The sequence below is a fragment of the Pseudoalteromonas sp. TB64 genome (assembly GCF_000498095.1).
Classification (GTDB): domain Bacteria; phylum Pseudomonadota; class Gammaproteobacteria; order Enterobacterales; family Alteromonadaceae; genus Pseudoalteromonas.
In genome coordinates, this window is record NZ_AUTQ01000209.1 from 17701 (window position 1) to 44171 (window position 26471).

General features: G+C 36.8%; 22 protein-coding genes, 3 tRNA genes and 2 pseudogenes. 14 read left to right on the top strand and 13 right to left on the bottom strand.

Features of this window, described 5'->3' with window-relative positions; genetic code table 11:
• Nucleotides 1-2: 2 nt before the first annotated feature.
• Nucleotides 3-1222 (top strand): annotated as a pseudogene (locus L647_RS01000000124505) (aspartate kinase).
• Between the two features lie 90 nt (nt 1223-1312).
• The gene (gene csrA, locus L647_RS0117505; RefSeq protein ID WP_004587515.1) at nt 1313-1504 is read left to right on the top strand and encodes a carbon storage regulator CsrA; all 192 of its coding nucleotides are present in this window, start codon (nt 1313-1315) and stop codon (nt 1502-1504) included.
• A gap of 51 nt (nt 1505-1555) precedes the next feature.
• Here the strand turns inward: csrA and L647_RS0117510 are convergent, their stop codons facing one another.
• The 3 genes from L647_RS0117510 to L647_RS1000000125425 form a co-directional block, all read right to left on the bottom strand.
• A complete protein-coding gene (locus L647_RS0117510) occupies nt 1556-2023 on the bottom strand; it encodes a YcxB family protein (protein ID WP_024612199.1) in 468 nt (155 codons plus the stop codon).
• Between the two features lie 133 nt (nt 2024-2156).
• Entirely contained in the window at nt 2157-2348 is a 192-nt protein-coding gene (locus L647_RS0117515; protein ID WP_024612200.1) for a hypothetical protein, read from the bottom strand.
• Nucleotides 2349-2406: 58 nt separating this feature from the next.
• Nucleotides 2407-2580 carry a DUF1328 family protein gene (locus L647_RS1000000125425; RefSeq protein WP_006794345.1) on the bottom strand — a complete coding sequence of 58 codons (174 nt, stop codon included), beginning with the start codon at nt 2578-2580 and terminating at the stop codon, nt 2407-2409.
• A gap of 520 nt (nt 2581-3100) precedes the next feature.
• On the opposite strand from L647_RS1000000125425, the gene L647_RS0117530 reads away from it, so the two are divergent.
• The 5 genes from L647_RS0117530 (at nt 3101) to L647_RS1000000126150 (ending at nt 7579) form a co-directional block, all read left to right on the top strand.
• The gene (locus L647_RS0117530; protein WP_007583814.1) at nt 3101-3343 is read left to right on the top strand and encodes an OadG family transporter subunit; all 243 of its coding nucleotides are present in this window, start codon (nt 3101-3103) and stop codon (nt 3341-3343) included.
• A gap of 11 nt (nt 3344-3354) precedes the next feature.
• The gene (oadA, locus tag L647_RS0117535; RefSeq protein ID WP_024612201.1) at nt 3355-5136 is read left to right on the top strand and encodes a sodium-extruding oxaloacetate decarboxylase subunit alpha; all 1782 of its coding nucleotides are present in this window, start codon (nt 3355-3357) and stop codon (nt 5134-5136) included.
• 13 nt (nt 5137-5149) lie between these two features.
• Nucleotides 5150-6280, top strand: a complete 1131-nt coding sequence (locus L647_RS0117540) for a sodium ion-translocating decarboxylase subunit beta (RefSeq protein ID WP_002961942.1) — start codon at nt 5150-5152, stop codon at nt 6278-6280.
• Between the two features lie 140 nt (nt 6281-6420).
• Nucleotides 6421-7392: an aldo/keto reductase gene (locus L647_RS0117550; protein ID WP_024612202.1), complete on the top strand. Its 972-nt coding sequence runs from the start codon at nt 6421-6423 to the stop codon at nt 7390-7392.
• A gap of 13 nt (nt 7393-7405) precedes the next feature.
• Nucleotides 7406-7579, top strand: a complete 174-nt coding sequence (locus L647_RS1000000126150; protein ID WP_166108904.1) for a hypothetical protein — start codon at nt 7406-7408, stop codon at nt 7577-7579.
• 145 nt (nt 7580-7724) lie between these two features.
• On the opposite strand, the gene L647_RS0117560 is transcribed toward L647_RS1000000126150, so the two are convergent.
• Entirely contained in the window at nt 7725-9038 is a 1314-nt protein-coding gene (locus tag L647_RS0117560) for a peptidoglycan DD-metalloendopeptidase family protein (RefSeq protein ID WP_024612203.1), read from the bottom strand.
• A gap of 323 nt (nt 9039-9361) precedes the next feature.
• Here L647_RS0117560 and tyrS point away from each other — a divergent pair, with 323 nt between their 5' ends.
• Nucleotides 9362-10561 carry a tyrosine--tRNA ligase gene (gene tyrS / locus L647_RS0117565; protein ID WP_024612204.1) on the top strand — a complete coding sequence of 400 codons (1200 nt, stop codon included), beginning with the start codon at nt 9362-9364 and terminating at the stop codon, nt 10559-10561.
• A gap of 87 nt (nt 10562-10648) precedes the next feature.
• Here the strand turns inward: tyrS and ampE are convergent, their stop codons facing one another.
• The 4 genes from ampE to folE2 form a co-directional block, all read right to left on the bottom strand.
• Nucleotides 10649-11593, bottom strand: a complete 945-nt coding sequence (gene ampE / locus L647_RS0117570) for a regulatory signaling modulator protein AmpE (RefSeq protein WP_024612205.1) — start codon at nt 11591-11593, stop codon at nt 10649-10651.
• Entirely contained in the window at nt 11594-12301 is a 708-nt protein-coding gene (gene mtnN, locus L647_RS0117575) for a 5'-methylthioadenosine/S-adenosylhomocysteine nucleosidase (RefSeq protein WP_024612206.1), read from the bottom strand.
• Between the two features lie 130 nt (nt 12302-12431).
• The gene (locus tag L647_RS0117580; protein WP_024612207.1) at nt 12432-13028 is read right to left on the bottom strand and encodes a DUF2726 domain-containing protein; all 597 of its coding nucleotides are present in this window, start codon (nt 13026-13028) and stop codon (nt 12432-12434) included.
• 113 nt (nt 13029-13141) lie between these two features.
• A complete protein-coding gene (gene folE2 / locus L647_RS0117585; RefSeq protein ID WP_024612208.1) occupies nt 13142-14062 on the bottom strand; it encodes a GTP cyclohydrolase FolE2 in 921 nt (306 codons plus the stop codon).
• Between the two features lie 233 nt (nt 14063-14295).
• On the opposite strand from folE2, the gene arcB reads away from it, so the two are divergent.
• Nucleotides 14296-16614 carry an aerobic respiration two-component sensor histidine kinase ArcB gene (arcB, locus tag L647_RS0117590; RefSeq protein ID WP_024612209.1) on the top strand — a complete coding sequence of 773 codons (2319 nt, stop codon included), beginning with the start codon at nt 14296-14298 and terminating at the stop codon, nt 16612-16614.
• A 17-nt stretch (nt 16615-16631) separates the two neighbouring features.
• Here arcB and arcA read toward each other — a convergent pair whose 3' ends face one another.
• The 4 genes from arcA to trmB all read right to left on the bottom strand — a co-directional run bounded on the left by arcA (nt 16632) and on the right by trmB (nt 21556).
• Nucleotides 16632-17348 (bottom strand): two-component system response regulator ArcA, encoded by a 717-nt coding sequence (gene arcA, locus L647_RS0117595; protein WP_024612210.1) that lies wholly within the window; start codon nt 17346-17348, stop codon nt 16632-16634.
• 493 nt (nt 17349-17841) lie between these two features.
• Nucleotides 17842-19446, bottom strand: coding sequence for a HAMP domain-containing sensor histidine kinase (locus L647_RS0117600; RefSeq protein WP_024612211.1), 1605 nt, complete (start codon nt 19444-19446; stop codon nt 17842-17844).
• A 299-nt stretch (nt 19447-19745) separates the two neighbouring features.
• A complete protein-coding gene (locus L647_RS0117605; RefSeq protein ID WP_024612212.1) occupies nt 19746-20771 on the bottom strand; it encodes a methyltransferase in 1026 nt (341 codons plus the stop codon).
• A 59-nt stretch (nt 20772-20830) separates the two neighbouring features.
• On the bottom strand, nt 20831-21556 hold the full coding sequence (trmB, locus tag L647_RS0117610) for a tRNA (guanosine(46)-N7)-methyltransferase TrmB (protein WP_024612213.1): 726 nt from the start codon (nt 21554-21556) through the stop codon (nt 20831-20833).
• A 161-nt stretch (nt 21557-21717) separates the two neighbouring features.
• On the opposite strand from trmB, the gene mutY reads away from it, so the two are divergent.
• Nucleotides 21718-22779 (top strand): A/G-specific adenine glycosylase, encoded by a 1062-nt coding sequence (mutY, locus tag L647_RS0117615; protein WP_024612214.1) that lies wholly within the window; start codon nt 21718-21720, stop codon nt 22777-22779.
• A 33-nt stretch (nt 22780-22812) separates the two neighbouring features.
• Entirely contained in the window at nt 22813-23085 is a 273-nt protein-coding gene (locus tag L647_RS0117620; protein WP_024612215.1) for an oxidative damage protection protein, read from the top strand.
• Between the two features lie 56 nt (nt 23086-23141).
• On the opposite strand, the pseudogene L647_RS01000000124510 reads toward L647_RS0117620, so the two are convergent.
• Nucleotides 23142-25855: pseudogene (locus L647_RS01000000124510) on the bottom strand (response regulator).
• Between the two features lie 259 nt (nt 25856-26114).
• Here L647_RS01000000124510 and L647_RS0117630 point away from each other — a divergent pair.
• The 3 genes from L647_RS0117630 (at nt 26115) to L647_RS0117640 (ending at nt 26465) form a co-directional block, all read left to right on the top strand.
• A tRNA-Phe gene (locus tag L647_RS0117630) sits at nt 26115-26190 on the top strand.
• 72 nt (nt 26191-26262) lie between these two features.
• A tRNA-Thr gene (locus L647_RS0117635) sits at nt 26263-26338 on the top strand.
• A gap of 51 nt (nt 26339-26389) precedes the next feature.
• Nucleotides 26390-26465 (top strand) — tRNA-Phe (locus tag L647_RS0117640).
• Nucleotides 26466-26471 lie beyond the last annotated feature (6 nt).

Below are 26471 nucleotides of genomic sequence, written 5' to 3' on the forward strand. Positions count from 1 at the left end.
AAGTGGCACTCATTGTTCAAAAGTTCGGTGGCACTTCGGTTGGCTCAATAGAGCGAATTGAAGCAGTCGCCGACCTTGTTGTTAAAACCAGACAACAAGGACATCAAGTGGTTGTAGTGCTTTCGGCTATGTCGGGAGAAACCAACCGCTTAATTAATCTCGCCAAGCAAATCGATACTCGCCCGAGTAACCGTGAACTAGATGTACTAATTAGCACCGGAGAACAGGTTTCTATTTCTCTATTGGCTATGGCTATTATTAAACGTGGGCATTCAGCTGTAAGCCTATTAGCCGATCAAGTAAATATTCTTACCGACAACATGTTTGGTAAAGCCCGCATAGAAGATGTTGCCGCAACACGTTTAAAGCATGAACTCGAACATAATCGCATTGCTATTATTGCAGGGTTTCAGGGGCGTGATGTAGAAGGTAACATTACAACGCTTGGACGCGGTGGTACTGATACATCGGCTGNGTAGAAATTGCAGCAGCTATAAAAGCTGACGAGTGCCAGATCTACACAGACGTTGACGGCGTATATACTACAGACCCTCGTGTTGAACCTAATGCAAGACGATTAAGCCAGGTTACATTTGCTGAAATGTTAGAGCTGGCAAGTTTAGGGGCAAAAGTTTTGCATATTCGTTCAGTAGAAGCTGCAGGAAAGCATAATATGCCACTTAGGGTACTTTCTAGTTTTAGTCCTGACGATGGCACGTTAATAAGTTTTGAGGAAAGCGATATGCCAAGCAATGTAGTATCAGGAATTGCATTTAATCGTGATGAATGTTTAATTGAAGTAAAAGGTGTGCCAAGTGGTACACAATATATTGCAAAAATTTTGAAACTTTTTGCCGAAAATGGCATCGAAATAGATATGATTAATCAAGTTAATCATAACTTTGAAAAAATAGACTATGCTTTCACTGTGCACCTGAACGATTATCTGCAAGCGCTTGACTTAGTAACTGAGCAAAAAGCTCAGTTAAGTGCTCAACATGTTAGTGGATCAACAACGGTGGCAAAAGTGTCTGCCGTTGGTATGGGTATGAAATCGCATTCTGGTGTCGCTAGTTTATTTTTTGATGCATTAGCGCAAGAAAATATTAACGTAGTTTTGGTTTCTACTTCAGAGATTAAAATTTCAGTTTTGATAGACGAAAAGTACCTAGAGTTGGCAGTTCGTGCATTACATAAGGCATTTTTAACAGAAAATAGATAGTTTGGGAGTTTTTACTTACTTTTCAGTCTAATTTTCATTAAAATGTTTAGCGGAATCTTATAATTTTTACTAGAACATTGGAGCAATAGAATGCTAATACTAACTCGACGAGTAGGTGAAACCCTAATGATTGGTGACGAAGTAACCGTTACTGTTTTAGGCGTAAAAGGAAATCAAGTTCGAATCGGTGTTAATGCACCAAAAGACGTATCAGTGCATCGTGAAGAGATTTATATGCGTATACAAGCTGAAAAGTCTAACCCTAATCCGGGCAATGCTTAATCAACAAGTATAAATAACTGAGTAATTTACTGAGTTATATCAAAAAACCACTCATTGAGTGGTTTTTTTGTTTATAAAAGCGAGTGTTTCTGGACTAAGTATTTGTTTTGAAATGTACTGCATACCACTTTTATTTTTAATAATAATACCTTGCTGCGTATTTATTACTTCGCTTATGTCTTGCCATGTTAATTGAAAGCTTTTGTAATGATTAGCAGACTTAATACCGTCTTCATCAAAAGTAAGTGTTACCTCAGAGCCAGATGCTCTGCTAAGCATTTGCCTAGTTACCCACCAAGGTCTGCGATAGTAAAAAGCGACGCACTCAAGTACACCCAGCATGATCATAAAAGATCCTAAGTAATGATCGTTTAAACCATAAATGCCAAATAAACCAAGCGCAACGAGTAGTACAAGTAAAAAGTACTTAGGTTTTGCGCGCTTACTGTAAGGGAGTGACTCATCAAAGCACTCGTAAAAGTAGGGTTTATCAAGTGTGTAGGTTGTTGTAAATGCCATATTGCCTTACTTTAGGTATCGTTTTTTTTATTTTAACAAGCTAATCTCTAAATGAGCAGCTTTATAGTCAGTGATTTTATTACAGGCACAAAAAAACGGCCCGAAAGCCGTTTTTTTAGCGATACCAGAAGAATTAACAGTTAGTTTCTTCAGCGTTTACGCCTTCTTTAACATTTTCACACGTGTCTTCTACTTTATTTTGCACGTCTGTTACTGCTTCATCAATACGCTCACCTGCATCTTCTGCATGGTTGTCTTCACAACCCATGATGAAAAAACTTGCGAATAGACCGATTAGTGCTGCTTTTACAGTTGTTGAATTCATAATGTGATTCCTTGTAAGTGTTTATTAAATTTCAGTGTTTGTTAGTTGAATGCTTTATCTACCTGGGTGATTTACCACGTAGTGCACCTGAAACTAATGAGATCACTAAAAGTACTATAAAGATAAAAAATATAATTTTTGCTATACCAGCTGCGGCACCTGCGATGCCACCAAAACCTAACACTGCAGCGATTAAAGCAATAACTAAAAATGTAATTGTCCAGCGTAACATTGTTTTCTCCTTGGTTTATCAAATTTGCTCAAATTTATTAATGCGAGTTACATGCCATATTTTATTTTTCTTTTATATCAATTACTTATTCGTTTTAACTGTGTTTTAAGTTAGTGGCTAGTTAGTAACTTTTACGCTTTGTTATGTAAGTTATTCACACTGTTGCAAATTATTGGTAAATATTCATTGAGAATAATATTCTTGGTAAGACCAATTAACAATTGATGTGTGTTTTTATGTTTATTTTGAAGTTTGACGTTTATTTTAATTAAGCTGAATAGTTAATTAACAACTTCCATATAACTAATAGCTATAGTCGTTATTTCTTGTATGTATTGTAGAGCGCATGATTGCTGGGTTATGGCATGTAAATTAGTTGAGTGTTATGTTGTTTATAGTTTAATTGGTTTTACCAATTTACAAGATGTAGACAAAGCGACTAGTTTTGTTATTATTCAGTGAATAAATATTTAATTAAATCGATTTTTTATTTTCGATATGGGTTTCAAGGGGGAGAAAAATGGATATAGGTGCTCTACTCACAACGGCTGGTAGCTTAATGCTAACTGGTATGGTTGGGGTGTTTGTATTTCTGTCGATATTAATTGGTGCAGTAACGCTTATGTCTAATTTGGTGACGCGCTATAGCGAACCAGAGGCATCACCAGCTAAATCACCGTCTTTTAAATCTCAAGGTGTGCCAAATGAGCACATCGCTGCTATTAGTGCTGCCATTGCTCAGTACAAATCAAATAATAAATAAGGGGCACACACATGGCTAAATTAAAATTAACAGAATTGGTATTACGCGATGCGCACCAATCATTACTCGCAACACGTATGCGCCTAGACGATATGCTACCTATTGCTAGCAAGTTAGACGATGCAGGTTATTGGTCTATTGAATCGTGGGGTGGTGCTACATTCGATTCGTGTATTCGTTATTTAGGTGAAGATCCTTGGGAGCGTATTCGTGCGCTTAAAAAAGCGATGCCTAATACTAAACAACAAATGCTATTACGCGGTCAAAACCTATTGGGTTACCGCCATTACGCAGATGACGTAGTTGAAAAATTTGTAGAACGCGCACATAAAAATGGCGTTGACGTATTTCGTATATTCGATGCAATGAACGATGTGCGTAACCTAGAAACAGCGATTAAAGCGGCTATAAAAGTAGGCGCACATGCTCAAGGTACTATTTCGTACACAGTCAGTCCTGTTCATACACTTGATATGTGGCTAACTCTTGCAAAACAGCTTGAGGATTTAGGTTGTCACTCAATTTGTATTAAAGACATGGCGGGTTTATTAAAGCCGTACGATGCTGAAAAACTAATTAAAGCACTTAAAGAAACCGTATCGGTTCCTATTGCTATGCAGTGCCACGCTACAACTGGTTTAAGTACTGCGACTTATCAAAAAGCGATTGATGCAGGCATTGATATGCTTGATACCGCTATTTCATCTATGAGTATGACTTACGGACACACAGCAACTGAAACGATTGTATCGATAGTTGAAGGGACTGAGCGCGATACTGACCTTGATTTAAATCACCTAGAAGAAATTGCGGCTTACTTTAGAGATGTACGTAAAAAATATGCGGCATTTGAAGGTAGCTTAAAAGGGGTTGATGGTCGTATTTTACTCGCTCAAGTACCTGGTGGCATGCTTACAAATATGGAAAACCAGCTTAAAGAGCAGGGCGCAGCCGATAAGCTTAATGAGGTTTTACTTGAGATCCCTCGTGTACGTGAAGATCTTGGCTTTTTACCTTTAGTAACACCCACGTCGCAAATTGTAGGCACTCAAGCTGTACTTAATGTACTTACGGGCGAGCGCTATAAAACAATTACTAAAGAAACTGCTGGCGTATTAAAAGGTGAATATGGCTTAACACCAGCACCAATGAATAAAGAGCTACAAGAGCGTGTGCTTGATGGAGCAGAGGTTATTACTTGTCGCCCTGCAGATAACATTGCACCAGAGCTTGCAACGCTTGAAGCTGAATTATTAAAAGAAGCGCAAGAGCAAGGTTTAACACTTGCTGATGAGCAAATTGATGACGTACTAACTTATGCATTATTTCCACAAGTTGGTTTGAAGTTTATTAAAAATCGTAATAACCCTGATGCATTTGAGCCTATTCCTACTGTTGAAGATAAGAGCAATAAGGTAGCACCAAAATCAGGCTCAAATAATAGTAGCGTTAAAGCTGAGCAATACAGCGTAAAAGTAGACGGTAAAGTTTACGATGTAGTAGTAGCGCAAGGTGGTGAACTCAAAGAAGTAACTTTAAAGGATTCTGAGCACATTCCTCAGTCTGCATCGGTTGCATCGGGCGAAACACTTAATGCGCCGTTAGCAGGTAATATTTTTAAAATTAAAGTAAAAGCTGGGCAAGTTGTTAACGAAGGTGATGTAGTGATTATTATGGAAGCCATGAAAATGGAAACTGAAATACGCGCAATGCATACCGGAACAGTTGCTGAAGTGTTAGTTGGTGAAGGCGATGCTGTATCTACTGGCGACGCTATGATTGCATTAGCTTAGGAGTAAATAGAGGATGGAAGGTATTTTAAACCTCTGGAATGCTACTGGCATTGCTAACTTTACAATCCCATCGTTAATAATGATTGCGGTAGGGTGTTTATTACTGTTTTTAGCGATAGCTAAAGGCTTTGAACCACTATTATTATTACCAATTGGTTTTGGTGCAATTTTAACAAATGTACCTGTGGCAGGATTGTCAGACCCAGGTGGGCTTTTGTATTACGTTTATTACGTGGGTATTGATACGGGGATTTTTCCGCTGCTGATATTTATGGGAGTAGGGGCGCTAACCGACTTTAGCGCACTTATTGCAAACCCACGTATGTTGTTATTAGGTGCGGCCGCACAGTTTGGTATTTTTGCTACACTGTTTGGCGCAATATTATTAAATTATGTACCAGGTTTTGAGTTTACTCTACAGGATGCATCGGCTATTGCCATTATAGGTGGTGCAGATGGACCTACTGCAATATTTTTAGCGTCAAAACTGGCACCCGATTTACTTGGTGCAATAGCGGTAGCTGCATATTCATACATGGCACTTGTGCCAATTATTCAGCCGCCAATTATGCGTGCATTAACAACCCCAGAAGAACGTAAAATAAAGATGCCAGAGCTTCGCAAAGTATCTAAAAAGGAAAAGATTATTTTCCCTCTTATGGTGCTTAGTTTAACGGCTATGTTTTTACCGGCTGCTATACCGCTTGTAGGTATGTTTTGTTTAGGTAACTTAATGCGAGAGTCGGGTGTTGTTGATAGATTAAGTAACAGTGCTCAAAACGAAATCATCAATGTTACAACTATATTTTTAGGTTTAGCTGTAGGTTCAAAGCTTGCTGCAGATAAGTTTTTAACTGTTGAGACGATTGGTATTTTAGTACTTGGCGCACTTGCGTTTGCAATTGGTACGGCATCGGGCGTATTTATGGCAAAAGGGCTTAATCGCATATCTAAAACACCTATAAATCCATTAATTGGTGCGGCGGGTGTGTCTGCTGTGCCAATGGCGGCACGAGTAGTAAATAAAGTAGGCCTTGAAAGTAATCCTCATAACTTTTTACTTATGCATGCAATGGGACCAAATGTTGCCGGCGTCCTTGGTAGTGCCGTAGCTGCAGGTATTTTATTAGCACTTGTTGGCTAATAATTAACTTGGTAGTTTATAAATGATTTAGCGCAGTTTACTGCGCTTTTTTTTGCTTTTTATTTCCATCGCTTAATGGTTTCTTGTTTAGTACTTTTTGTTTACAGTAACAACTCTTCGCAATTTTAAGGATAGTCATAATGCTTCATACACCTTTGGCAAAATATTTACCAAATGTTAGTAAACTAGTATTTGGTTGCATGGGGTTAGGCGGCGGTTGGAATAAAGATGCTATTAATAGCTCTTATATTAAGCAAGCACACGACTGTATAGATCATGCTATTGAAGGCGGTATTAACTTTTTTGATCACGCTGATATTTATACATTTGGCAAAGCCGAACAAGTATTTGGTAAAGCATTAAGTGAGCGACCAGATCTTAGAGAGCATATGTATATTCAATCTAAGTGCGGAATTAAATTTGAAGATGAGCATGGTCCAAAGCGTTATGATTTTTCGGCTGACTGGATTGAGCAATCAGTGGAGGCGTCTCTAAAGCGGTTAAATACAGAGTACTTAGATATACTTATGCTGCACAGACCCGATCCGCTAATGGAAGTAGATGAAATAGCTCAAGTATTTAGCTGCTTAAAAGAAAGCGGTAAAGTGCGTCACTTTGCAGTGTCTAATATGCAGCAACATCAAATGAACTTTTTACAGCACGCACTTGATATGCCAATAGTCGCTAATCAAATTGAAGCGAGCTTACAAAAACATCAGTTTGTTGATGAAGGTGTTTATGCTGGAAATGTCGATGGCAAAAACATTAACTTTACACCAGGTAGTATTGAGTATTGTCGCCACTTTGATATTCAAATTCAAAGCTGGGGGAGTTTATGCCAAGGGCTTTATACTGGTAGTGATTTATCTAATGCGTCGCAGGCAGATATAAATACCAGCCTTTTAGTTAATAAGCTGGCTGCGCTTTATGGCACCTCTGCTGAAGCTATTGTAATTGCTTGGTTGCTTCGCCATCCAGCTTCTATTCAACCAATTATAGGAACGACTAATGCTAAGCGCATTAAAGCCTCTTGTGATGCTGTTAACGTAGAGCTAACTCGTGAGCATTGGTATGCACTTTATGTAAGCGCTAAAGGTCATGAATTACCATAAGTAGGGTATTGATATGAATATATTTGTTATTTTAATAAGCTTGTTTGTAGCACTGGTTATACTTATACCGTTACTTGAAAAGTATCAAAGTAAAATAGGGCTTGATGGGGCAGCTAAATATAGTAAATATATTTGGCCCTTAGTGATGGTGTCTTTAGTGATTCAGCTTATCTATGTACTGTATTAACCCATATAAATTAAAATAATTTAACGGGTTAAGCCGTTACTATATTTAAGCTTATGGGTATTAATAAAGTAGCTAAATAATATATACAAAAAAAGCCTTTGCAGATTAACTCCGCAAAGGCTTTTTTATTTTTTATAAGTGAGCTTTACTTAAGTGCTAATTGTAGCTCGCGATTACGTTCAAGCTGAGCAATAAAGTTATCAGCAATTGGCTTAAACTTAGCAAGTTCTGAGCGCGGTAATGGCTCTGACTTAGGTAGTTTTACTGTTTTAGGGTTGCGATGAACGCCATTTACTAAAAATTCGTAGTGTAAATGTGCGCCTGTAACTCTACCCGTAGATCCTACAGTACCAATTTGTTGACCTTGTTTAACTTTTTGACCTGTTTTAACTAGCTTTTTATTTAAGTGCAAGTACTTAGTTACATACTGCGTACCATGGCTGATAAATACATAGTTGCCATTATATTTACTGTAACCTGCTTTAATTACTTTACCATTTCCCGATGCAACAACTGGTGTGCCTGTGCGAGCTGCAAAATCGATACCACGGTGAGCTCTAACTTGTCCTGTAACTGGATGTAAACGTTTAGGATTAAAGCTTGAGCTTATATATTTAAAATTAACCGGGGCGCGTAAAAACGCTTTTTTCATACTACGGCCTTCAGGGGTATAAAAACTTCCATCTGTATGGCGAATAGCAGCAAAGCGTTGACCTTGGTTAATAAATTCAGCGGCAATAATTTTTCCAGTGCCAATAAATTCACCATCTACGTAATGAGATTCGTAAATTAAACCAAACTGATCACCTTTACGAATGTCGTTCGCAAAATCTACATCCCAGCCAAATATATCAGCAAAGTTCATTATTTGGCGTTCACTTAAACCAGCTGATATAGCTGAGGTCCAAAAATTACTAGAAATTTCGCCACCGGCTGTTTTAGTCAGAGTTTCAATTTCTTTACTATCAATGGCTGTATCATAATTACCTTCATCATTTAAGGTAACAAATAAGGTATCAGTTTTAGATATAACATAACGCAGCTGAGCGAGATCGCCATTTTCAGCTGTTGCAAAACTTAATACTTCACCTGGATGAATTTTGGTGAGTTTGCGCGTTTCTGCATTAGTATTAACTAGTTTATAGAGCGTTTGTGCCGAAAAGCCAGCACGTTTAAAGATAATAGCTAAATTGTCACCATTCTTAACTTGGTGATCGACTAGGTCATATTCTGGTAGCTTTTCTGCCGCTTGTTCTGAATTTAACTCGGTAAGTTTTTCGTTGTTATCAACTTTAACTTGTAAATCATAGCGCTTACCAATTTCTAGTGCGTTAACACTATTGTCTTTGGATGCAGTCGCTTTTTCAGAAGGAAGAAAGGTCAAAGCAGTAATAGCAGAAACCAGACCTAAAATAAGCAATTTGTGTTTTTTGGGGAGCGTGTTAACCACGTGTACCATAAAGTGCCTTTTCCTGCTGTCAACATAATAAATACATAATATCTCAGGATATAACGAATAATGTACGAATACCAGCGTTTTGTAGATTTAAACTGGCGTCAAATTGCGCTAAAATTAGGGTTTGAAAGCCTTTTTTAACTGCATATTAAACTGAGACTGTACTCTTTTTATTAAGTTGCATTAATCGTTTAAAAATTTATTTAAATTAGGTAAAAATTTGTTATGTTAGCAATATATATAAATTCGGTTTAAACCTTTTTAAACCGTGATTGCGCAAGTAACTAGTCGCCCCCTTCGTCGGCAGAATTTTGGAGTAATACACAGTGGATTTACAAACCGCTCTAGCAGAGATAAAACGCGGTGCAGAAGAAATATTAATTGAAGACGAATTAGTTGAAAAACTAAAGTCGGGTAAAAAGCTAAAAATTAAGGCTGGTTTTGATCCAACAGCACCTGATTTACACTTAGGTCACACTGTACTAATTAATAAAATGAAAGCGTTTCAAGACCTAGGACATGAGGTTATTTTCTTAATTGGTGACTTTACCGGAATGATTGGTGACCCTACAGGAAAAAACGTAACGCGTAAGCCACTTACTCGCGAAGACGTACTTGCCAATGCTGAAACGTATAAAGAGCAAGTTTTTAAAATTCTTGATCCGGCTAAAACTACAGTTGCCTTTAACTCTACCTGGATGGAAAAGTTAGGCGCTGCGGGTATGATCAAATTAGCAGCAAATCAAACTGTAGCTAGAATGCTAGAGCGTGATGACTTTAAAAAGCGTTACGGTAGCGGTCAGCCAATTGCAATACATGAATTTTTATATCCATTAGTACAAGGGTGGGATTCTGTTGCACTTGAGTCTGATGTTGAGCTTGGTGGTACTGATCAGCGTTTTAATTTACTTATGGGGCGTGAGCTGCAAAAAGTAGAAGGTCAAAAACCGCAAACAGTATTAATGATGCCATTACTTGAAGGGACTGACGGCGTTCAAAAAATGTCTAAGTCGCTTGGTAACTACATTGGTATTACTGATGCACCGAACGATATGTTTGGTAAAATAATGTCTATTAGTGATGTACTAATGTGGCGTTACTATGACTTGTTAAGTGCACTTTCAATTGAAGAGATTGCAGCTCAAAAAGAGCGTGTTGAGCAAGGTACTAATCCACGCGATATTAAAATTGAACTAGCTAAAGAGTTAATTACTCGTTTTCATAATGCACAAGATGCACAAGCCGCTCATGACGATTTTATTCAACGCTTTCAGAAAAAAGCGTTACCAGATGAAATCCCAGAAGTGACTGTAACGATTGATCAAGACACTATATTAATTGCTAACTTACTTAAAGAAGCAAATTTAGTGGCAAGTACGTCAGAAGCTATGCGCATGATTAAGCAAGGTGCAGTTAAACTTAACGGCGAAGATAAAATTACAGACACCAAACTTGAAGTAGCAAAAGGTACAACGGCTATTTACCAAGTAGGTAAACGTAAGTTTGCAAACATTACCATTGCTTAATACCGCAGGTAATAAACAAAAACCAGCTTAGGCTGGTTTTTTTGTGTTTGTATTTTAGAGGGGTAAATAATTTTTAGAAAATAGGCACTAAACCACTTTTAATATTTCAACAGCCACAATGACTAATAGCCAAAATGCACGAGCTTGATTTAATCTGTTAATTATTACGGGTACATCGTCAGCAGTGGGAAGCCTATCTGTACCAATACGCATTTTATTAAAGCGTGCACCAAAATAGACTGCGGGTCCGCCTAGTTGTACACCAAGTGATGCTGAGCATGCGCTTAGTAGCCAACCAGTATTTTTTTGATAAAAGTGCCTGCCATAATGCTTTATGTAATGCATGCTTTGTTTGGTTGCTTTACTTGCTGCAATAGTCAGGGCAAGTAAGCGCATAGGAATAAGCTCTATAACAAAAAGAATTATTTTCAGTGGTTTTAAAAAAGGGCTATTAGGTGCTATTTCATTTCGCCATGCTTGCTGGATTAAAGTTAGTAATCTATAGGCAAGTGCAGCAATAGGACCCAATATTAAAAATATAAATATAACGACAAAATAGTAACGTGCGGTTCGCAGTATTAAACTCTCTATTAACGCTTTAATAATTCCTGGAGCTGAAAGCTTACTCACATCACGCGCGAGTAAAGGCTTTAATAATTCGCGAGCTGTAGATTTTTGATTTTGCTTAGTTAGTTTTGCAATACGCAGTGCTTTTTTATCAATACTTTTACTCTCTAAACATAAGTATAAAATAAGCCCCGCAAGTAGTTCAGGGTAAAAAGCAAATTCTAATAGTAGAATAATAATAGTGAGGATAACGCTTAAAATAAGTGTGCTTGCCAACAATGAGGATAAGTACTGATAGCTATTGGGTTCTTTGCTTTTATATATTCGTTTGCCAATTGCATTAAAAACAGCAACTAAAGCGGTATTAGGATGATACCAACTTACTAATGGTAAAAAGCGCTCAGCAAGGAGCGCTACAATAAATGCAATAAAGTCCAAATGATTTTGAACAATATTGCTTAGCATTTATAGCTTAACTGCTGTTAACTTTTCAAGAAGTGCTACAACCATTTTAGATGAGTTGATTGACGCGGTTTCTAGGTACTCTTCAAATGATTGTGGTGACTCTTTACCAGCAATATCAGACATAGAGCGAATAACAACAAATGGTGTATTAAGTGCAAAACATGTTTGCGCGATAGATGCGCCTTCCATTTCAACAGCAAGCATTGTTGGGAAATCGCTACGTGCTTTATCAATACGTACAGGGTCACACATAAATGTATCGCCAGTACAAATTAAGCCAACTAAGGTTTTTACTTCACTAATTTGTGCAATTGTTTGCTGCGCGGCTTCAACCAATTTAGGGTGAGCAATAAAAGCAGGTGGCATTTGTGGTACTTGACCTATTTCATAACCAAATGCTGTTACATCTACATCGTGGTGACGAACTTCTGACGAAATTACTACATCGCCTACGCTTAGCGATGGGTCAAACCCACCGGCAGAGCCAGTGTTAATAACACAATCAGGCTTAAAGTTATCGATAAGTAGTGTGGTAGCAATAGTTGAAGCTACTTTACCAATACCAGATTGAACGAGTGTTACTGTATTACCAGCAAGTTCGCCAGTATAAAAAGTAAAACCTGCTTTTGTTAAAATTTGTGGGTTTTGCATTGCTTCACGTAAAATTTTAACTTCTGGCTCCATTGCGCCAATAATACCAACGTTCATAGTTTTAAATTCCTGAGTTTGAATAAATTTATTATACGTGAAGTTAGTAATAAAAAACAAAAAAGCGAGCCGTTTTATGCAGCTCGCTTTGAATACTTTTAGGAGAGTATTTAATTAGGAAACAAAATTGTTAAATTTCAGCTAGGGCAGTTGTATGTGCTTTAGCTTGAGATGGTGAAAGTACGGCCGGTTTGTTTACGCGATTTCGAGCTGGGCGTTGTGCTTGCGAAGGTGCAGGCTTACCAAGTTTAAACATAATGGCATCGCGTACTTCTGAAGGACGGTATCCTGATTTTACTTTCATACGAATATGTGGAATACCCGCAGCTTCTAAAGCACCATTAACAAACCAATCTCGTTGTGCTTTATGTCCATCTTTGTTGGCGTTGTTAACTAAATCAACAGCAGCCACAATCGTCATTTTTTCTTTATCGATTAACACAAAATCAAGTTGTTTGTTTTTTGCTTTAGCAATTGCTGCGCGTTTAGATTTAGGAGATAAGCCTTCTTTACAGTCAATTACATCTATTAGCTTTACACGGCTAACAATTTTATATTGATCGCCTACAGCGCGTTCTAATAAGTTTAAAAAAGCACTTTCTACTTGTGTAAATACGCTTTGTTTGCGCGTAAAAGGATAAGGGTTTCCGCCGTCATCATTAAATTTTGACGCAACAATTGATGCACCTACGACTAATACTAAGATTGATAATAAAGCAAATTCCATACGATAACTCCATAACAACAAATTGACACTGCTTGAGTTAAGCAATTTATATGCCTAAACACAGGTGGTTATGAAATTATTATCGTATGGTTTATTTAAAGGTATTTTACCTATTATGCTTTGTAACCGTTGGTAATTCCTTTAACGGCAATTGCAACTGCATCATGGGCGTGTAGCGACTCATAATGGTTTATTTGCAACCAATAGTCTGCATATTTGTCACGCTCTAAAATTGCCTTTATTTTTCGGGCTGCATCTTCGCAAAACATTAAATTTTGACCATTTAAGCGAGCAAACTCTTGTTCATCTTCGCGCTTTACAGCCGCTTGTACCGGTGTTTTAAGTTCATCTTCAAGAGTATTAATTAAGCTAACAACATCGAATTCATTAATATCGTTATCAAGTTTTACTTTTACATTCGCAATTGAGCGTTGAGAGTGAGGTGTTGCTACAATTCCTTGTGTTGTGCCAAGCCACTCGTGTACATCTTTTTGACTTAATGTTTCTTGATTAAACTTTTCGCTAAATGCATTCTGTATAAGCTGGCGCGCAAGTGCCGCAGAGCATGGGCAAGTTGATGAATAAGTAACATCAACACTCAGCTCATAACTAATAATATTATGCTCAATAGTACTCGTTAATATAATAGGGTAGCTTTTCCAACCTACTTTGCCGCTTAATAGTGATTTACGGCGCAGTGGCAGCTCAAACTTAAACTCAATTTGTGCTTTATCGCTCAAGTTTTCATGGCTGGCAATAAAAGAGTTTAGAGTGCCCGCTAATGTTTGTGGATTAACATGTTGCTCGGTTGATAGCGTATCTAGTGCCAAGTATAAGCGTGACATGTGAATGCCTTTAGCATCTTCTTTGTGTAAGTTAACAAAGGCGCGGGCTTTAGCATTAACAGTAACTGGGGATGTATCACGCGATTCAAAAATAAATGGCAACTCAATTTCAGCCATGCCAACCCAGTCTAATTTACCTGTTTGTAAGGCGGGTGCCGTGTCGGCTATATCGGGCATGTTGATTTGCATGGTATGTTACTCGTTATTGGCAATGATAATGCGCCGCATTTTACACGAAATAATCACTAGCTGAAACGAGGACTTTTACCTGCGTTTACTTTCAAACATGAATTTTTTCTATTTTTATCACACAACATGAAAATAGCTAATAGAAAAATGCTAAAATCTGGCAAAATAGTATGTTTAGTAATTTGTACTGCCTCATTTATATTTAAGCACACAGCTAAGAGATAAACTTAACTATGACCGATTATTCTTTGAGCCCTTGGGTTCGAGTTCTTTCCAGCCTAATAACTCGATTTGGTGAGTTTAAAACTGCCGCTATTTGTTATGCGTTATTGCTAACCGCATCCCTTATTTTATCAAGCATGTTTTATTATGTTGCAGTAGGTGAAATTCATTTAGTTGATATTTTAGCTGTGATATTTTTTACAGCAGTGGTTTCTCCACTAATTATAAGCGTATTATTAAATTCAATTCGTCAATTAGATGCCTCATACGCTTACCTTGATAGCGCAACAAAACAAGAAAAGCTATTAAACCAAACACTTAAAGATAATATCAACCGTTTAAATATGGAGATAGATGAGCGTAAAATGGCATTTCATGCTAAACATCGCGCCATTGAAGAGTTGCGTAAAGAAATTGCTGAACGTAAAAAAACACAACAAGAACTTGCACAGCAAGGTATGTTACTGCGCTCTACTGTCGACTCATCCCCCGATTTATTTTATTACCGCGATAATAATGGTGTGTTTGCTGGTTGTAATAAAATGTTTGAAGAAGTTATGGGTAAAACCAGTGCTGAACTTATTGGTAAAACGGCGGAGCAAATTTTTCCAAGCGAATTTTTGTCTGATGTACTCGAAAGTGATAAAAAAGTAGAGCAGACTCATCAAGGTATTACTATCGACGTTGGGTATGACGTAGATGGTGAAAAGCGTTGGTTTGAGTTACGTAAATTACCTTTTATTAATGATGAAGGTGAATACATAGGCTTACTTGGCTTTGGGCGTGACATTACTAGTCGTAAAGAAGCTGCCCAAGCACTCGAAACTGCCTATAAAGATAAAGGTAAGTTTATTGCAACTCTTAGCCATGAATTGCGCACACCGTTAAATGGTATTGTTGGTTTAACGCGAATGCTGCTTGATACCGAATTAAACAAGCAGCAACGTAGTTGGGGTAATACTATTTTTTCGAGTGCTGAAACATTAGGTAATATTTTCAACGATATTATCGATCTTGATAAAATAGATAGAGATCAGCTCGATATAGCGACTAACCCTATTAATGTATCTGACTTTATTAATGATGTTGTTAACTTTGCAGGTCTGATTGCAGAGCAAAAAGAATTAGAGTTTAATATTGAACGCGATGGTGTGCTTGATGTTTACGCTCAACTCGACCCGACTCGTTTACGCCAAGTGGTTTGGAACCTTATTAATAACGCTGTTAAGTTTACTCAAAATGGCCAAGTTAAACTTGTTTGTAGTCGCGAAAATCGTGTTGAAGGTCCTTGGCTAATAATGAAGGTATCGGATACTGGGCAAGGTATTCCGCAAGAACAACTTCCACGTATATTCGATATGTATTATAAAGCACCTGATTTAAAAGGAACCAATGCAATAGGTTCAGGAATCGGCTTGTCAGTAACTAAAGCATTAGTTAGTGCAATGAAAGGGGTTATTACGGTAGATAGTAAGGAAGGCGAGGGAAGCTGCTTCACTGTGCAAATTCCACTAAACTTATGTATAGCTCCAACAGAGCAAAGCTATGTTGGTCGTGGCTTGTATATTTTATTAGTTGAGGATGTTCCGCTTAATGCTGAGATTGCAACTAACTTACTAGAGCAACGTGGGCACGAAGTGTTATGGGCTGAAACGGGTGAAGACGCACTCTCTTTTGTAGAAACTGAAGATGATTTAGATTTAGTCTTACTCGATATGCAATTGCCTGATATAAACGGCGATGAAGTGGCAAGACAAATTAGGGCTGATAGTCACTTTGATAAACTTCCAATAGTTGCACTTACTGCAAACGTGCGAAGCGCCGAAGAAGACCTTAAAGGTATATCTATACAAGGTGCGTTGGCTAAACCAATCAATACAGTAAAACTAGATAAAATGTTAGCCGACCTATTCGATATCAAAAAAGTTGAATGTGATAAACCACAATTAAAAGTGAGCGAAGAAGCACTTGTTGGAATTAACGCACATTTACTCGATGTTGAAACAATAGAAGACTTTGTTAATTCAATGGGCTTAGTTGTATTTAGACGCAGCAGCCAATTATTTGAAAAACTAAATCCGCAATATCAACAAGAGTTACTTACTTCATTAAATACAGGCGATAGAGAAGAGTATAAGTCTGTTGCGCATAAGCTTAAAGGAGCTGCAGGTTCTGTAGGCTTAAATGATGTGCAATTACATGCAAAAGTAATGGAGTATGGTGCTATTGATGAAACAGATGAAGTACTAAATGAGTGGTTGGAAGTATTAGCGGATAAAATAAATGAAGGACAAGAAGCCCTTCATTTATTTTTACAACAATTAGAGTAACGTAACGTTATTCTAATTTAGCTGTCGATTTTACCAATGAAGCGGTAACCTTCACCATGAATGGTGCTGATTAACTCAGACGTTGAGTTATCGCTTTCAAAGTGTTTACGAATACGGCGTATAGTAACATCAACAGTACGGTCGTTTGCACGAAGCTCACGCCCTGTCATATGTTTGATTAGTTGCTCACGGCTAAAAATACGACCTGGAGAATCAAGCATTAAACGCAATGCTCTGTATTCACCTTTAGGCAAACGCTTAGCATCACCACTTGGAGAAGTAAGGCAACGACTATTTTCGTCTAATTCCCAACCATTAAACGTAATAACACCATTTGTTTCTAATATTGACTCTTCACCACCTAAAGCAGTACGAGTAATTAGATTGCGAGCTCGAATAGTTAGCTCACGTGGGTTAAACGGTTTAGTGATGTAATCATCTGCACCGATTTCAAGACCTAAAATACGATCAACGTCGTTATCACGACCGGTTAAGAAAATAAGGCCTACTTTACGCTTTTGGCGTAATTCACGGGCTAAAATAAGACCGTTTTTACCTGGAAGATTGATGTCCATAACTACAAGATTGACGTCATCGTTATTTGTAAGCTTGTCATGCATATCATCGCCATCAATGGCTTCAATAACTTTGTAACCTTCAGCTTCAAATAAACTAACGAGGTTTAGTCGAGTTACGTCTTCATCCTCTACGATCAGAATGACTGGCGTTTGCATTATTAATTAACCTTTTTGGATTGTTTTACGTACAAAAAAATCGACGTTATTCAATAAAATCGATTACTAGAGATTATAAGATTATATCCAATTGTTAACAAGGAAAACAATTTGGATAAAAATAAAACAGTAGAGGAATCCAAAGTCTACCTAAAAAGGGCTGTGCAAAAGCTACTGTTTAATTGATATATTTACGGATGTAATTATTTGAACTAGGAAGTCGAAGCCATTTCCTTTAAAAATTGATACATCGATCAATCAGGTAAAGGTGCTTAAAATAATCAGACTAATTCAAATCGAAATTATATCATTTTTTAACCTTTCATCAATGTATGTGATATCGCAAAGATAATAAAGTTCATAAATTGCTAAGTATTAATTATTTAATGTAATTAAATAACATTACAAGTTTTATCACATGCCTTCTTAATGAGGTCATAAAATGTTAATTCAAGTATAAACTTAAAGTTTATACTTATTTAATGATATTTATTCAAGGTATTGTAATTATAAAGCGTGCACCGTGTTTTTCTTCCAAATCAAACAGAATTCGTCCGCCTAAAGCCTGAGTCACTAAATTATAGACAAGGTGCATACCAAGACCGCTTGCGCCTTGCCCTCTTTTTGAGGTTACGAAAGGATCAAAAATTCGATGTTTAACATTTTTATCCACGCCTTGACCATTATCACTGTAAATAATTGTTAATTTTTTATCCGTAAGTTCAACATCAATTTTAATTTCATTATTTTCAGTACCAATAAAACCATGCACAACAGAGTTGATTAGTAACTGCTGAAATACTTGCTGCAAAGGGTCTGACTTACTTTGCACTAATAAGTCTGTAGGACAGTTAACGGTTACTATCGGTTTTTTAGTAATAAGCTCTGATTGCACTGATGTTAAAACGTCACTAATGAGTTTATGAAGATTAATGCTTTTCTTAATTCCATCATCTTGAATAACGGCTACCTTTTTAAAGTTAGCTATTAAATCGGCAGCGCGGTTTAAGTTACGATAAATTAAATCTAAATTCTCGATGCCTTCATCTATAAATCGTTTTAATTGATTAGAGGTTAGGTTTTGATCGTTAAAGCTTATTTGAATATCAGCTAACTTATCCCTTAGTAATGTAGAGCCTGTAATCCCAAGTCCAATTGGTGTATTAACTTCGTGAGCAACACCGGCCACCATTTGCCCTAAAGATGCCATTTTTTCGTTTTCAACAATTTGAGTCTGATATTGATGCATTCGCTCTAAGGTCGACAGCAGTTCTTGATTGGCTTCTCTGAGTGCGATTGTGCGTTGATTTACTTTTTCTTCAAGGCTCTGGTTTAGCTGTTTTATTTCTTCTTTGTCTTTTTCGTGACGAGTAAGCTGTTTTTGAGTCCGGGCAAGCATTATATTTAGGCTATTTGAAAGTACCGTAATTTCTTTCACATTTGTTATAGGCGCACGCGCATCATAGTTATGATTTTTTGATACGTCTTGTAATAACATACTTAAATGCTCAATAGGTTTTGCTATTCTTTTTTGTGTTTTTACAGCAATAAAATATACAACAACCAGTATTAATAAAGTTAGTAGCATATCAATTAATATTTTATGTTTTATATAAATATCAAGGCTTTCAAGACTGCCTCGCATGTAAACATAGCCAATTAATTTTTCATTGTGAGAAATAGGGCGTATAAGCTCAATATATTCATTTGTTATATGTGGCTCAGCTAAATCATTAACACTGTCTATTCGAAGAGGAACCGGGGGCGTTTTTTTTGCATTAAAACTAATAAAAAACACTGGCTTCTGTGATGTTTTTTCAATTGTGTAAATATGAATATTTTTTATAAGGGGAATTTTATCAAATGACTTTAGGCGTTTTTCTTCGGTTTTTCTATCATCATCCGCAACAGATTTTCCAGCATCAAAAGCAACAATTACAGAAAGAATAACAAGCTTATTAATTATTAATTGTTTTTGTTCTTTAACGCTTAAGTATGTAGAAATAGAAATAGATAACGACAGGCAAATAGCAGTTATGAGCATAATTAAATTTATTAATGCTTTACGAATGCTACTTTGATGTACTTTTTTAGGCATTATGTCATCGTCGCCTGAGTTATTTTCAATGTTCGAGAGTTTTAGTTTAGCAAAGACAAGAGAAAGTGGAGGAAAAAAACTAAATTAATCTTTATATTTTTCATCAGCTAGGGTGAGTACCTTAAATACTCACCTAATAATCAAAGTTGTTAGATTAAAATTCATTTAAACTAACTAGAGTGTTATTGGCTCAGGGCTCTAAAATAGTATTTTTGCGTATCGGTGTAGTTTGGTATCTATACACTATAATGATTAATTTATAGATATAACGACACTAATTTATCGCCGCTAATTTTTATTTAACTGCTATATACAGCAAATTTATTATTTTTGAACACGGTTTGGTAATTATCAAATTGTGTTTCTAAAATTGGCGGGTATTTTAAGAAGCTATTTGCCACAATATTCAGTTTACCTAATTTAGTTAGATGCTGTTTAGCATTTGATAAAAACGCTTCAGCTACCGTGTAATCAGTAGAGATACCCGTATGAAATGGTGGGTTACTAATTATTAAATCAAACTTTCCTGTAATGCTGTTAAGACCATCACTTAATATAGCTTCACCTTTGATGCTATTGAGCTTTAAAGTTTGCTCAGTGGCGTAGGTAGCTAAAGCACTTACATCACTGCACAGAAAATCTAGTGCTGGATTTTTTAATCCTAAAAATGTAGCAATTAAGCCTGCACCACATCCAAAGTCGAGTACTTTACCTTGATTAAGTGTCGGTGCGTTTTCAAGCAGCACTTTTGTGCCTATGTCTAAACCACCGTGATTAAATACACCAGGTACACTAATAGCTGTAAATTCTGTGTCGGCAACTGTTACTAAAAATTGCTTATGGTACTCAGTAATATCAAAGCTAGAGCGCTGTTTTATTTCAGAAAAAGAGTAAAGAACACAATGCCTTGCTGAATCAATTTTATTACTGTAAACCGTTTTTCCTGCTAATTGTTTTTCAATCGATTTAACACCACTTTTATTTTCACCAACAACAAGTAATTTAGCATCTGGTGTAATAATGGCTCGAATATTATCAAGCGCCATTAGCAGTTCAGGCTTTGATTTAGGGTAATAAAGAATAACTAAATCATAGTCATTACCTGTCATTATGTGATTTACACATATCTCAACATCTTTAGTGTTTTTAGCAAAAACGCCATTAGCGTGGTTGTAACTAAATGCGGTTACTTTACTTTGTGGATTAAGTTTTTTAAGTTCGGTTAAAAAGCCATCCTGAGCAAAGTTGACCACCAAGATAGATTTCCCCGTTAGTTCCTCGCTATTTCGAAGTAACAGTGAACTTGGGTTGGTTAATATGCTCATAAATGACTTTGCCTTACAGTTTTTTTAGTATTATTGATAAATTAAATAACAGTATTAAGTTATTTAGTACGTTCAAACATTAAATCCCATACGCCATGACCTAAACGATGGCCGCGTTGCTCAAATTTAGTGAGCGGACGCAAATCAGGGCGTGGAACATAGTCGTTCGTTTCAGATTGGTTTTTAAAACCAGGCGCTGCCTGCATTACTTCAAGCATATGCTCTGCGTAGTTTTCCCAATCAGTAGCCATATGAAAAACACCGCCCATTTTTAATTGCGAACGTAATTTTTCAACAAAATCGCCTTGTACAATACGACGTTTGTGATGGCGTTTTTTGTGCCAAGGATCTGGGAAAAATAATTGTAATGTTGTTAAGCTTTCTTCAGCGATACAATCGGCAAGTACTTCAACTGCATCGTGCTCAAAAATACGTAGATTAGTAATGCCAGCTTCGTCAGCATCCATTAAACAAGCACCAACACCAGGACGATGTACTTCAATGCCTATAAAGTTTAGATGTGGTGCATTTTTTGCCATCTCTACAAGTGACTTGCCCATACCAAAGCCAATTTCAAGCACTACATCATTGTTGTTGCCAAAAACCTCACTTAAATTAAGCATGCCGTTTTTATGCTCTAAGCCCATAGTTGGCCAGCATTTTTCAATTGCAGCAGCTTGACCTTTGGTCAATCGACCTTCGCGTTTTACAAAACTGCGAATAGTGCGGATGTATTTACCTTCTTGCTTAGCTTGCTCAAGATTACTGTTGGTTGATTCACTCATATTATTGGCCTGACAAAAACAATGTGTTTAAAAATGGTTGAGTATTATCCCTGACCAGCGCACCAATCACAAGGTTTAGCTGATTTAACAGCCCTCATAGCTTGATCTTTTTAATAACTGCAATAGACTGAGCCGCCATTGAGTATTAGTGAAAGTAAAATATTTTGGATTTAAATAAAGAACAATCAAATTGGTTTTCTAACCAAGTTGTTGATTGGTATCACCTTCATGGTCGAAAAACATTACCTTGGCAATTAGCAAAAACACCTTATAAGGTATGGGTGTCTGAAGTGATGCTGCAGCAAACTCAAGTAGTTACTGTAATTCCTTATTTTGAAAAATTTATGGAAAGCTTTCCCGATATTATTGCGTTAGCGAATGCGGATGAAGATCAGGTACTACATCATTGGACTGGTTTAGGTTATTACGCTCGTGCACGTAATCTACATAAAACAGCTAAAATAGTGCGCGATAAATATAATGGACAGTTTCCTACAAGGCTTGAAGAAGTAATTGATTTACCTGGAATAGGGCGCTCAACTGCAGGTGCTGTATTATCGTTATCGCTAGGGCAGCATCATCCAATTTTAGACGGTAATGTTAAGCGAGTGCTAGCTCGTTTTTTTATGGTTGAAGGTTGGTATGGTGTTAAAAAAGTAGAAACTCAGTTATGGCATTTAAGTGAGCAGCTAACACCTAAAAATAATGTTACAGAGTTTAATCAGGCTATGATGGATTTAGGATCAAGCTTATGCTCTCGAAGTCGTTTTGATTGCCAAGCATGCCCGTTAAACTCACGCTGTGGCGCTTATAAAATGGGGGAAGTAAAAACATTTCCGCATTCAAAACCAAAAAAAGCGGTTCCTAAAAAGATCTGCCACCAGTTAATCATTCAATGTGACAACAAAGTATTAATGGAAAAAAGACCAAATTCAGGAATTTGGGGAGGATTATTTGGTTTTTTTGAATTTAACGAACTTAACGAACTTGAAGTATTTATAGCACAGCAAGGGCTAGAAGCTAACTTAAGTGTGCTTGAGCCTTTTACACATGTATTTTCGCATTTTGAGCTGACTATTAATCCGCATGTCCTTAATATTAAAAATATTCCCGATGTAGTTAATGACAGGCCGTTAGTTTGGTATCCGTTAGATCAATCAGTTGAAGTGGGTTTGGCTGCCCCAACTAAAAAGTTGGTTAAACAAATTGCACCAATAGGTTAAACTATTGGCATTTAGCGCTAAAGAGAATCAATCATGGCACGTACCGTATTTTGTCAAAAGTTACAAAAAGAAGCCGAAGGTCTTGGATTTCAACTATATCCAGGTGAAATTGGTGAAAAGATTTTTAACAACATCTCTAAAGAAGCTTTTGCTCAGTGGCAACATAAGCAAACAATGCTTATAAACGAAAAGCATTTAAATATGATGGACCCAGAGCATCGCATATTTTTAGAAGAACAAATGGTTGGCTTTTTGTTTGAAGATAAAGATGTAGAAATTGAAGGTTATAGACCACCAGAAAAGTAATATTTTCTGAATTTTAAAAAAAAGGGCTATATAGCCCTTTTTTTATGCTCATTTATTTAATCAACCAGTTCGTCTTCTTGTTCAGCGATTTTAACTTGCTCTTTTAAAAATTGAGCTGCCTTTGAGTATTCAATTTCTAATTCATCTCTTAAATTAATTAACTCATCAGTTGTAAGTTCATCTTTTTTGCATTTCTCTTCAAAAGTATTGGCAAGGTCGGCAACCATTTGCGCACCAATTGTTTTTGAAATGGATTTTAATTGATGACAACCGTCAACTATTTCGTCTAAATCATTTATCATTACACCCGAGTTAATAGATTTAATTAAACTTTGGCTCTGCTCTAAATACATTTTGAAAAAGCGGACTTGTTTAGCTTTATCGCCATTAACATATTTAGCGACGGCTTCCATATCTATTGGTAGTGCCATATTTTGATGCGCCACTACATTTTGTCCTTGGTTTTGTTTGTTACTCCAGCGCTTCAATGTATCTTCTAAAGAATTTAGCTCTATAGGCTTTGTAATAAAGTCATTAATGCCTACCGCTAAACAGCGCTCTTTCTCGCCTTTTAAAGCATTTGCTGTAACAGCAATAATATGAGGTTGGGCATCAATGGAGTCTAACAGTTCGGCTTCATTACGGATTTTTTCGACCATATCGTAACCCGACATTTTAGGCATATGTAAATCGGTTAAAATAAGTGAGTAGTTACCTTTTCTCCACATATTAAGCCCTTCTTCACCGTCGTTAGCAACTTCGACCCCATAACCTAAAATATGCAGCTGATCAGTTAAAACCTGTTGGTTTAATAGGTTGTCTTCAACAAGTAGTATTAACTTATTAGCTTGACGAGCCTGTTCGGTGCTTAAAAAGTTATTAAGTGTTTTAGCTTTTTTAATTTGTTTTGGTTGATGCAAACCTGCTGCTACCAGTATCGAGAGCATAAAATTAGATTTACATAATGGTGCGGCATTAATATAAAAAATATTTTTATGGTTAATTGCCGCTTCGTCTAATTTACTCAATACGACTGCTTGTTGGTTGTTGTCCTCTAACGAATAAAGTAAACGCCTTAGAAGGGCGTTAATTGCATCCATATTATCTATGCCATCAACTACCCATATTATATCTGTATCATCTTGATGCTCTGCAATTTCTTGTTCATTATGGACATACGTTATTTTAGCGCCCATAAACGAAAGATATCGATACATAATTTTTTCACGTTCAAGATGATTACTCACAACAACAATATGTTTGCCGTTTAATGCGCCTTTGTGAGCGTATTTAATCTTTCCTGAAGTGCTAAATGGCAACTCAACGATAAACTCACTACCAATACCAATATGGCTGGNCCGCCGTATTCTCGAGTAATTGAGTTTTCAGCTTGAATAAAGGGATTAAATATTTCGCGTAGTTGCGCTTGATTCATTCCTTTGCCGTTATCAGTTACACAAAAGCGTAAAGTAAAGTGATCAGCCGTGTTATGCGCCACTTCGACTGATATTTTCACGTGCCCTTGTATTTTTTCATCGGTGCTTGTGAATTTAATCGCATTACTACAAAGGTTATAGAGTACCTGGCGAACTCTTACCGTATCACCAGTAAGATTAATAGGGATATCAGGAGCTATTGATAGCTCTAAATCAAGCTCGCGCTTTTTAGCCACTGAAGAAAGTACTCGAGCAACCTCCTCAATAGTATCTGTTATTGAAAAAGGTGTGGGGTCTATATTTAATTTACCGGCTTCAATTTTAGAAAAATCTAAAATATCATCCAATATACTTAATAAAGAAAAGGCAGACTCACGAATAATGGTACTTAAACGATGTTGTGCGCCATCAAGCTCTGTTTGACGCAATAAATCAATGGTACCAATAACCCCATTCATAGGGGTTCTGATTTCGTGGCTCATGGTCGCTAAGAAGGTTGTTTTGGTATCGTTTGCTCGCTCGGCTTTTAATGTTGCTTGTTCAAGTGCAACTGTACGGTTATGTACTTCTGTTTCTAAACCATTTTGGAGCTTTTGTAATTCTTTTTGTGAAGAGTCATTACTTGCCATTACAGTTTGAACTTTTTGCAGGAGCAAATTAATATTTTGAGCTACTACACCTAAACCAATATCTAAACGTTCGCTTACACTACTATTGTAATTATCCGTTTCGGTTATTTCTTGAAGTTCTTCGCTCAACAACCCAGTACTTTTACGCAAGCGAAAATTAATGTGCATATTAAATAATAAAGCTAATATAAATAGAGAGATTACACTGGCAATTGCAATTATATATGCAATAACTTGAGAATTTTGTGTACTTAATGCTGGTGGCGGCAGGTTTTGTTGAATGATTAACTCACCAATAGGTTGATCATTCAAAGTTAAAATATGATGTAAAATACCTTGTTCGACTAAATGCTCTTTTAATCCAGTTGAAGGGATTGCTGGTTTAGTGCTGCTGTAAACTAATTCTGCTTGTGACGTTGGGCTAAAACGGTACAGAGTATATTCTAAATCATCAGTTAATAACGATGTTAAATCGAGGAGTTGTTTTACTTTTCCCTGTCCATACATCGTTAAAGCATCGACCATCGGCAAGTCGAGTCTTGTTGCAAGCGTTGCTATATCGATAGGAGTTGCTATTTTTTCAGATTGTTCTTCATTTTGTAAGTAAAATGAATAGGCAACAATAGCGAGTGTTGTTACTGCAATGTTCATGATCAAAAAAAGTGGCAGTAAGCCTTTAACCGGTGAAGAGAATTTACTCTGCATTAATTGTTCCCGTTGGTATATGTTGGCTACGATAAGCTATTATCGTATTTTTCAAAGTGATCGTAACATTTACAAATATTAATTCACTACGGTTTTAGTCTGGTTTAATTATATTTATTATAGTTATAGTCTGGTTTTGTAGGAAAAATAAACGTTATTAATAAAAAATAGACTCAACTGGCTGAAAACCGTTCAAACAGTTATAAAGGGTAAAAAAAAAGTTGACTTGTAAGGGCAAAACTCGTTTAATACGCCGCACGCCCAGATAGCTCAGTCGGTAGAGCAGAGGATTGAAAATCCTCGTGTCCGTGGTTCGATTCCGCGTCTGGGCACCATTATTAAATAATAATGTTTGAAATCAATAAGATTTAATATTATTATACGTGCCTTAGCACACAGTTTTGTGTGCCGACTTAGCTCAGCTGGTAGAGCAACTGACTTGTAATCAGTAGGTCAACCGTTCGACTCGGTTAGTCGGCACCATTTTTTAAAGTTAAATGTAGTGTTTTTACAATTAACTAGCACAGTTTATGTGCCTCGATAGCTCAGTCGGTAGAGCAGAGGATTGAAAATCCTCGTGTCCGTGGTTCGATTCCGCGTCGAGGCACCATTTATT

Excerpts from the sequence above, each read along its gene's own strand:
- csrA (WP_004587515.1), top strand. The coding sequence starts at position 1,313 with ATGCTAATACTAACTCGACGAGTAGGTGAAACCCTAATGATTGGTGAC.
- L647_RS0117510 (WP_024612199.1), bottom strand. The coding sequence starts at position 2,023 with ATGGCATTTACAACAACCTACACACTTGATAAACCCTACTTTTACGAG.
- L647_RS0117515 (WP_024612200.1), bottom strand. The coding sequence starts at position 2,348 with ATGAATTCAACAACTGTAAAAGCAGCACTAATCGGTCTATTCGCAAGT.
- L647_RS1000000125425 (WP_006794345.1), bottom strand. The coding sequence starts at position 2,580 with ATGTTACGCTGGACAATTACATTTTTAGTTATTGCTTTAATCGCTGCA.
- L647_RS0117530 (WP_007583814.1), top strand. The coding sequence starts at position 3,101 with ATGGATATAGGTGCTCTACTCACAACGGCTGGTAGCTTAATGCTAACT.
- oadA (WP_024612201.1), top strand. The coding sequence starts at position 3,355 with ATGGCTAAATTAAAATTAACAGAATTGGTATTACGCGATGCGCACCAA.
- L647_RS0117540 (WP_002961942.1), top strand. The coding sequence starts at position 5,150 with ATGGAAGGTATTTTAAACCTCTGGAATGCTACTGGCATTGCTAACTTT.
- L647_RS0117550 (WP_024612202.1), top strand. The coding sequence starts at position 6,421 with ATGCTTCATACACCTTTGGCAAAATATTTACCAAATGTTAGTAAACTA.
- L647_RS1000000126150 (WP_166108904.1), top strand. The coding sequence starts at position 7,406 with ATGAATATATTTGTTATTTTAATAAGCTTGTTTGTAGCACTGGTTATA.
- L647_RS0117560 (WP_024612203.1), bottom strand. The coding sequence starts at position 9,038 with ATGGTACACGTGGTTAACACGCTCCCCAAAAAACACAAATTGCTTATT.
- ampE (WP_024612205.1), bottom strand. The coding sequence starts at position 11,593 with ATGCTAAGCAATATTGTTCAAAATCATTTGGACTTTATTGCATTTATT.
- mtnN (WP_024612206.1), bottom strand. The coding sequence starts at position 12,301 with ATGAACGTTGGTATTATTGGCGCAATGGAGCCAGAAGTTAAAATTTTA.
- L647_RS0117580 (WP_024612207.1), bottom strand. The coding sequence starts at position 13,028 with ATGGAATTTGCTTTATTATCAATCTTAGTATTAGTCGTAGGTGCATCA.
- folE2 (WP_024612208.1), bottom strand. The coding sequence starts at position 14,062 with ATGCAAATCAACATGCCCGATATAGCCGACACGGCACCCGCCTTACAA.
- arcB (WP_024612209.1), top strand. The coding sequence starts at position 14,296 with ATGACCGATTATTCTTTGAGCCCTTGGGTTCGAGTTCTTTCCAGCCTA.
- arcA (WP_024612210.1), bottom strand. The coding sequence starts at position 17,348 with ATGCAAACGCCAGTCATTCTGATCGTAGAGGATGAAGACGTAACTCGA.
- L647_RS0117600 (WP_024612211.1), bottom strand. The coding sequence starts at position 19,446 with ATGCCTAAAAAAGTACATCAAAGTAGCATTCGTAAAGCATTAATAAAT.
- L647_RS0117605 (WP_024612212.1), bottom strand. The coding sequence starts at position 20,771 with ATGAGCATATTAACCAACCCAAGTTCACTGTTACTTCGAAATAGCGAG.
- trmB (WP_024612213.1), bottom strand. The coding sequence starts at position 21,556 with ATGAGTGAATCAACCAACAGTAATCTTGAGCAAGCTAAGCAAGAAGGT.
- L647_RS0117620 (WP_024612215.1), top strand. The coding sequence starts at position 22,813 with ATGGCACGTACCGTATTTTGTCAAAAGTTACAAAAAGAAGCCGAAGGT.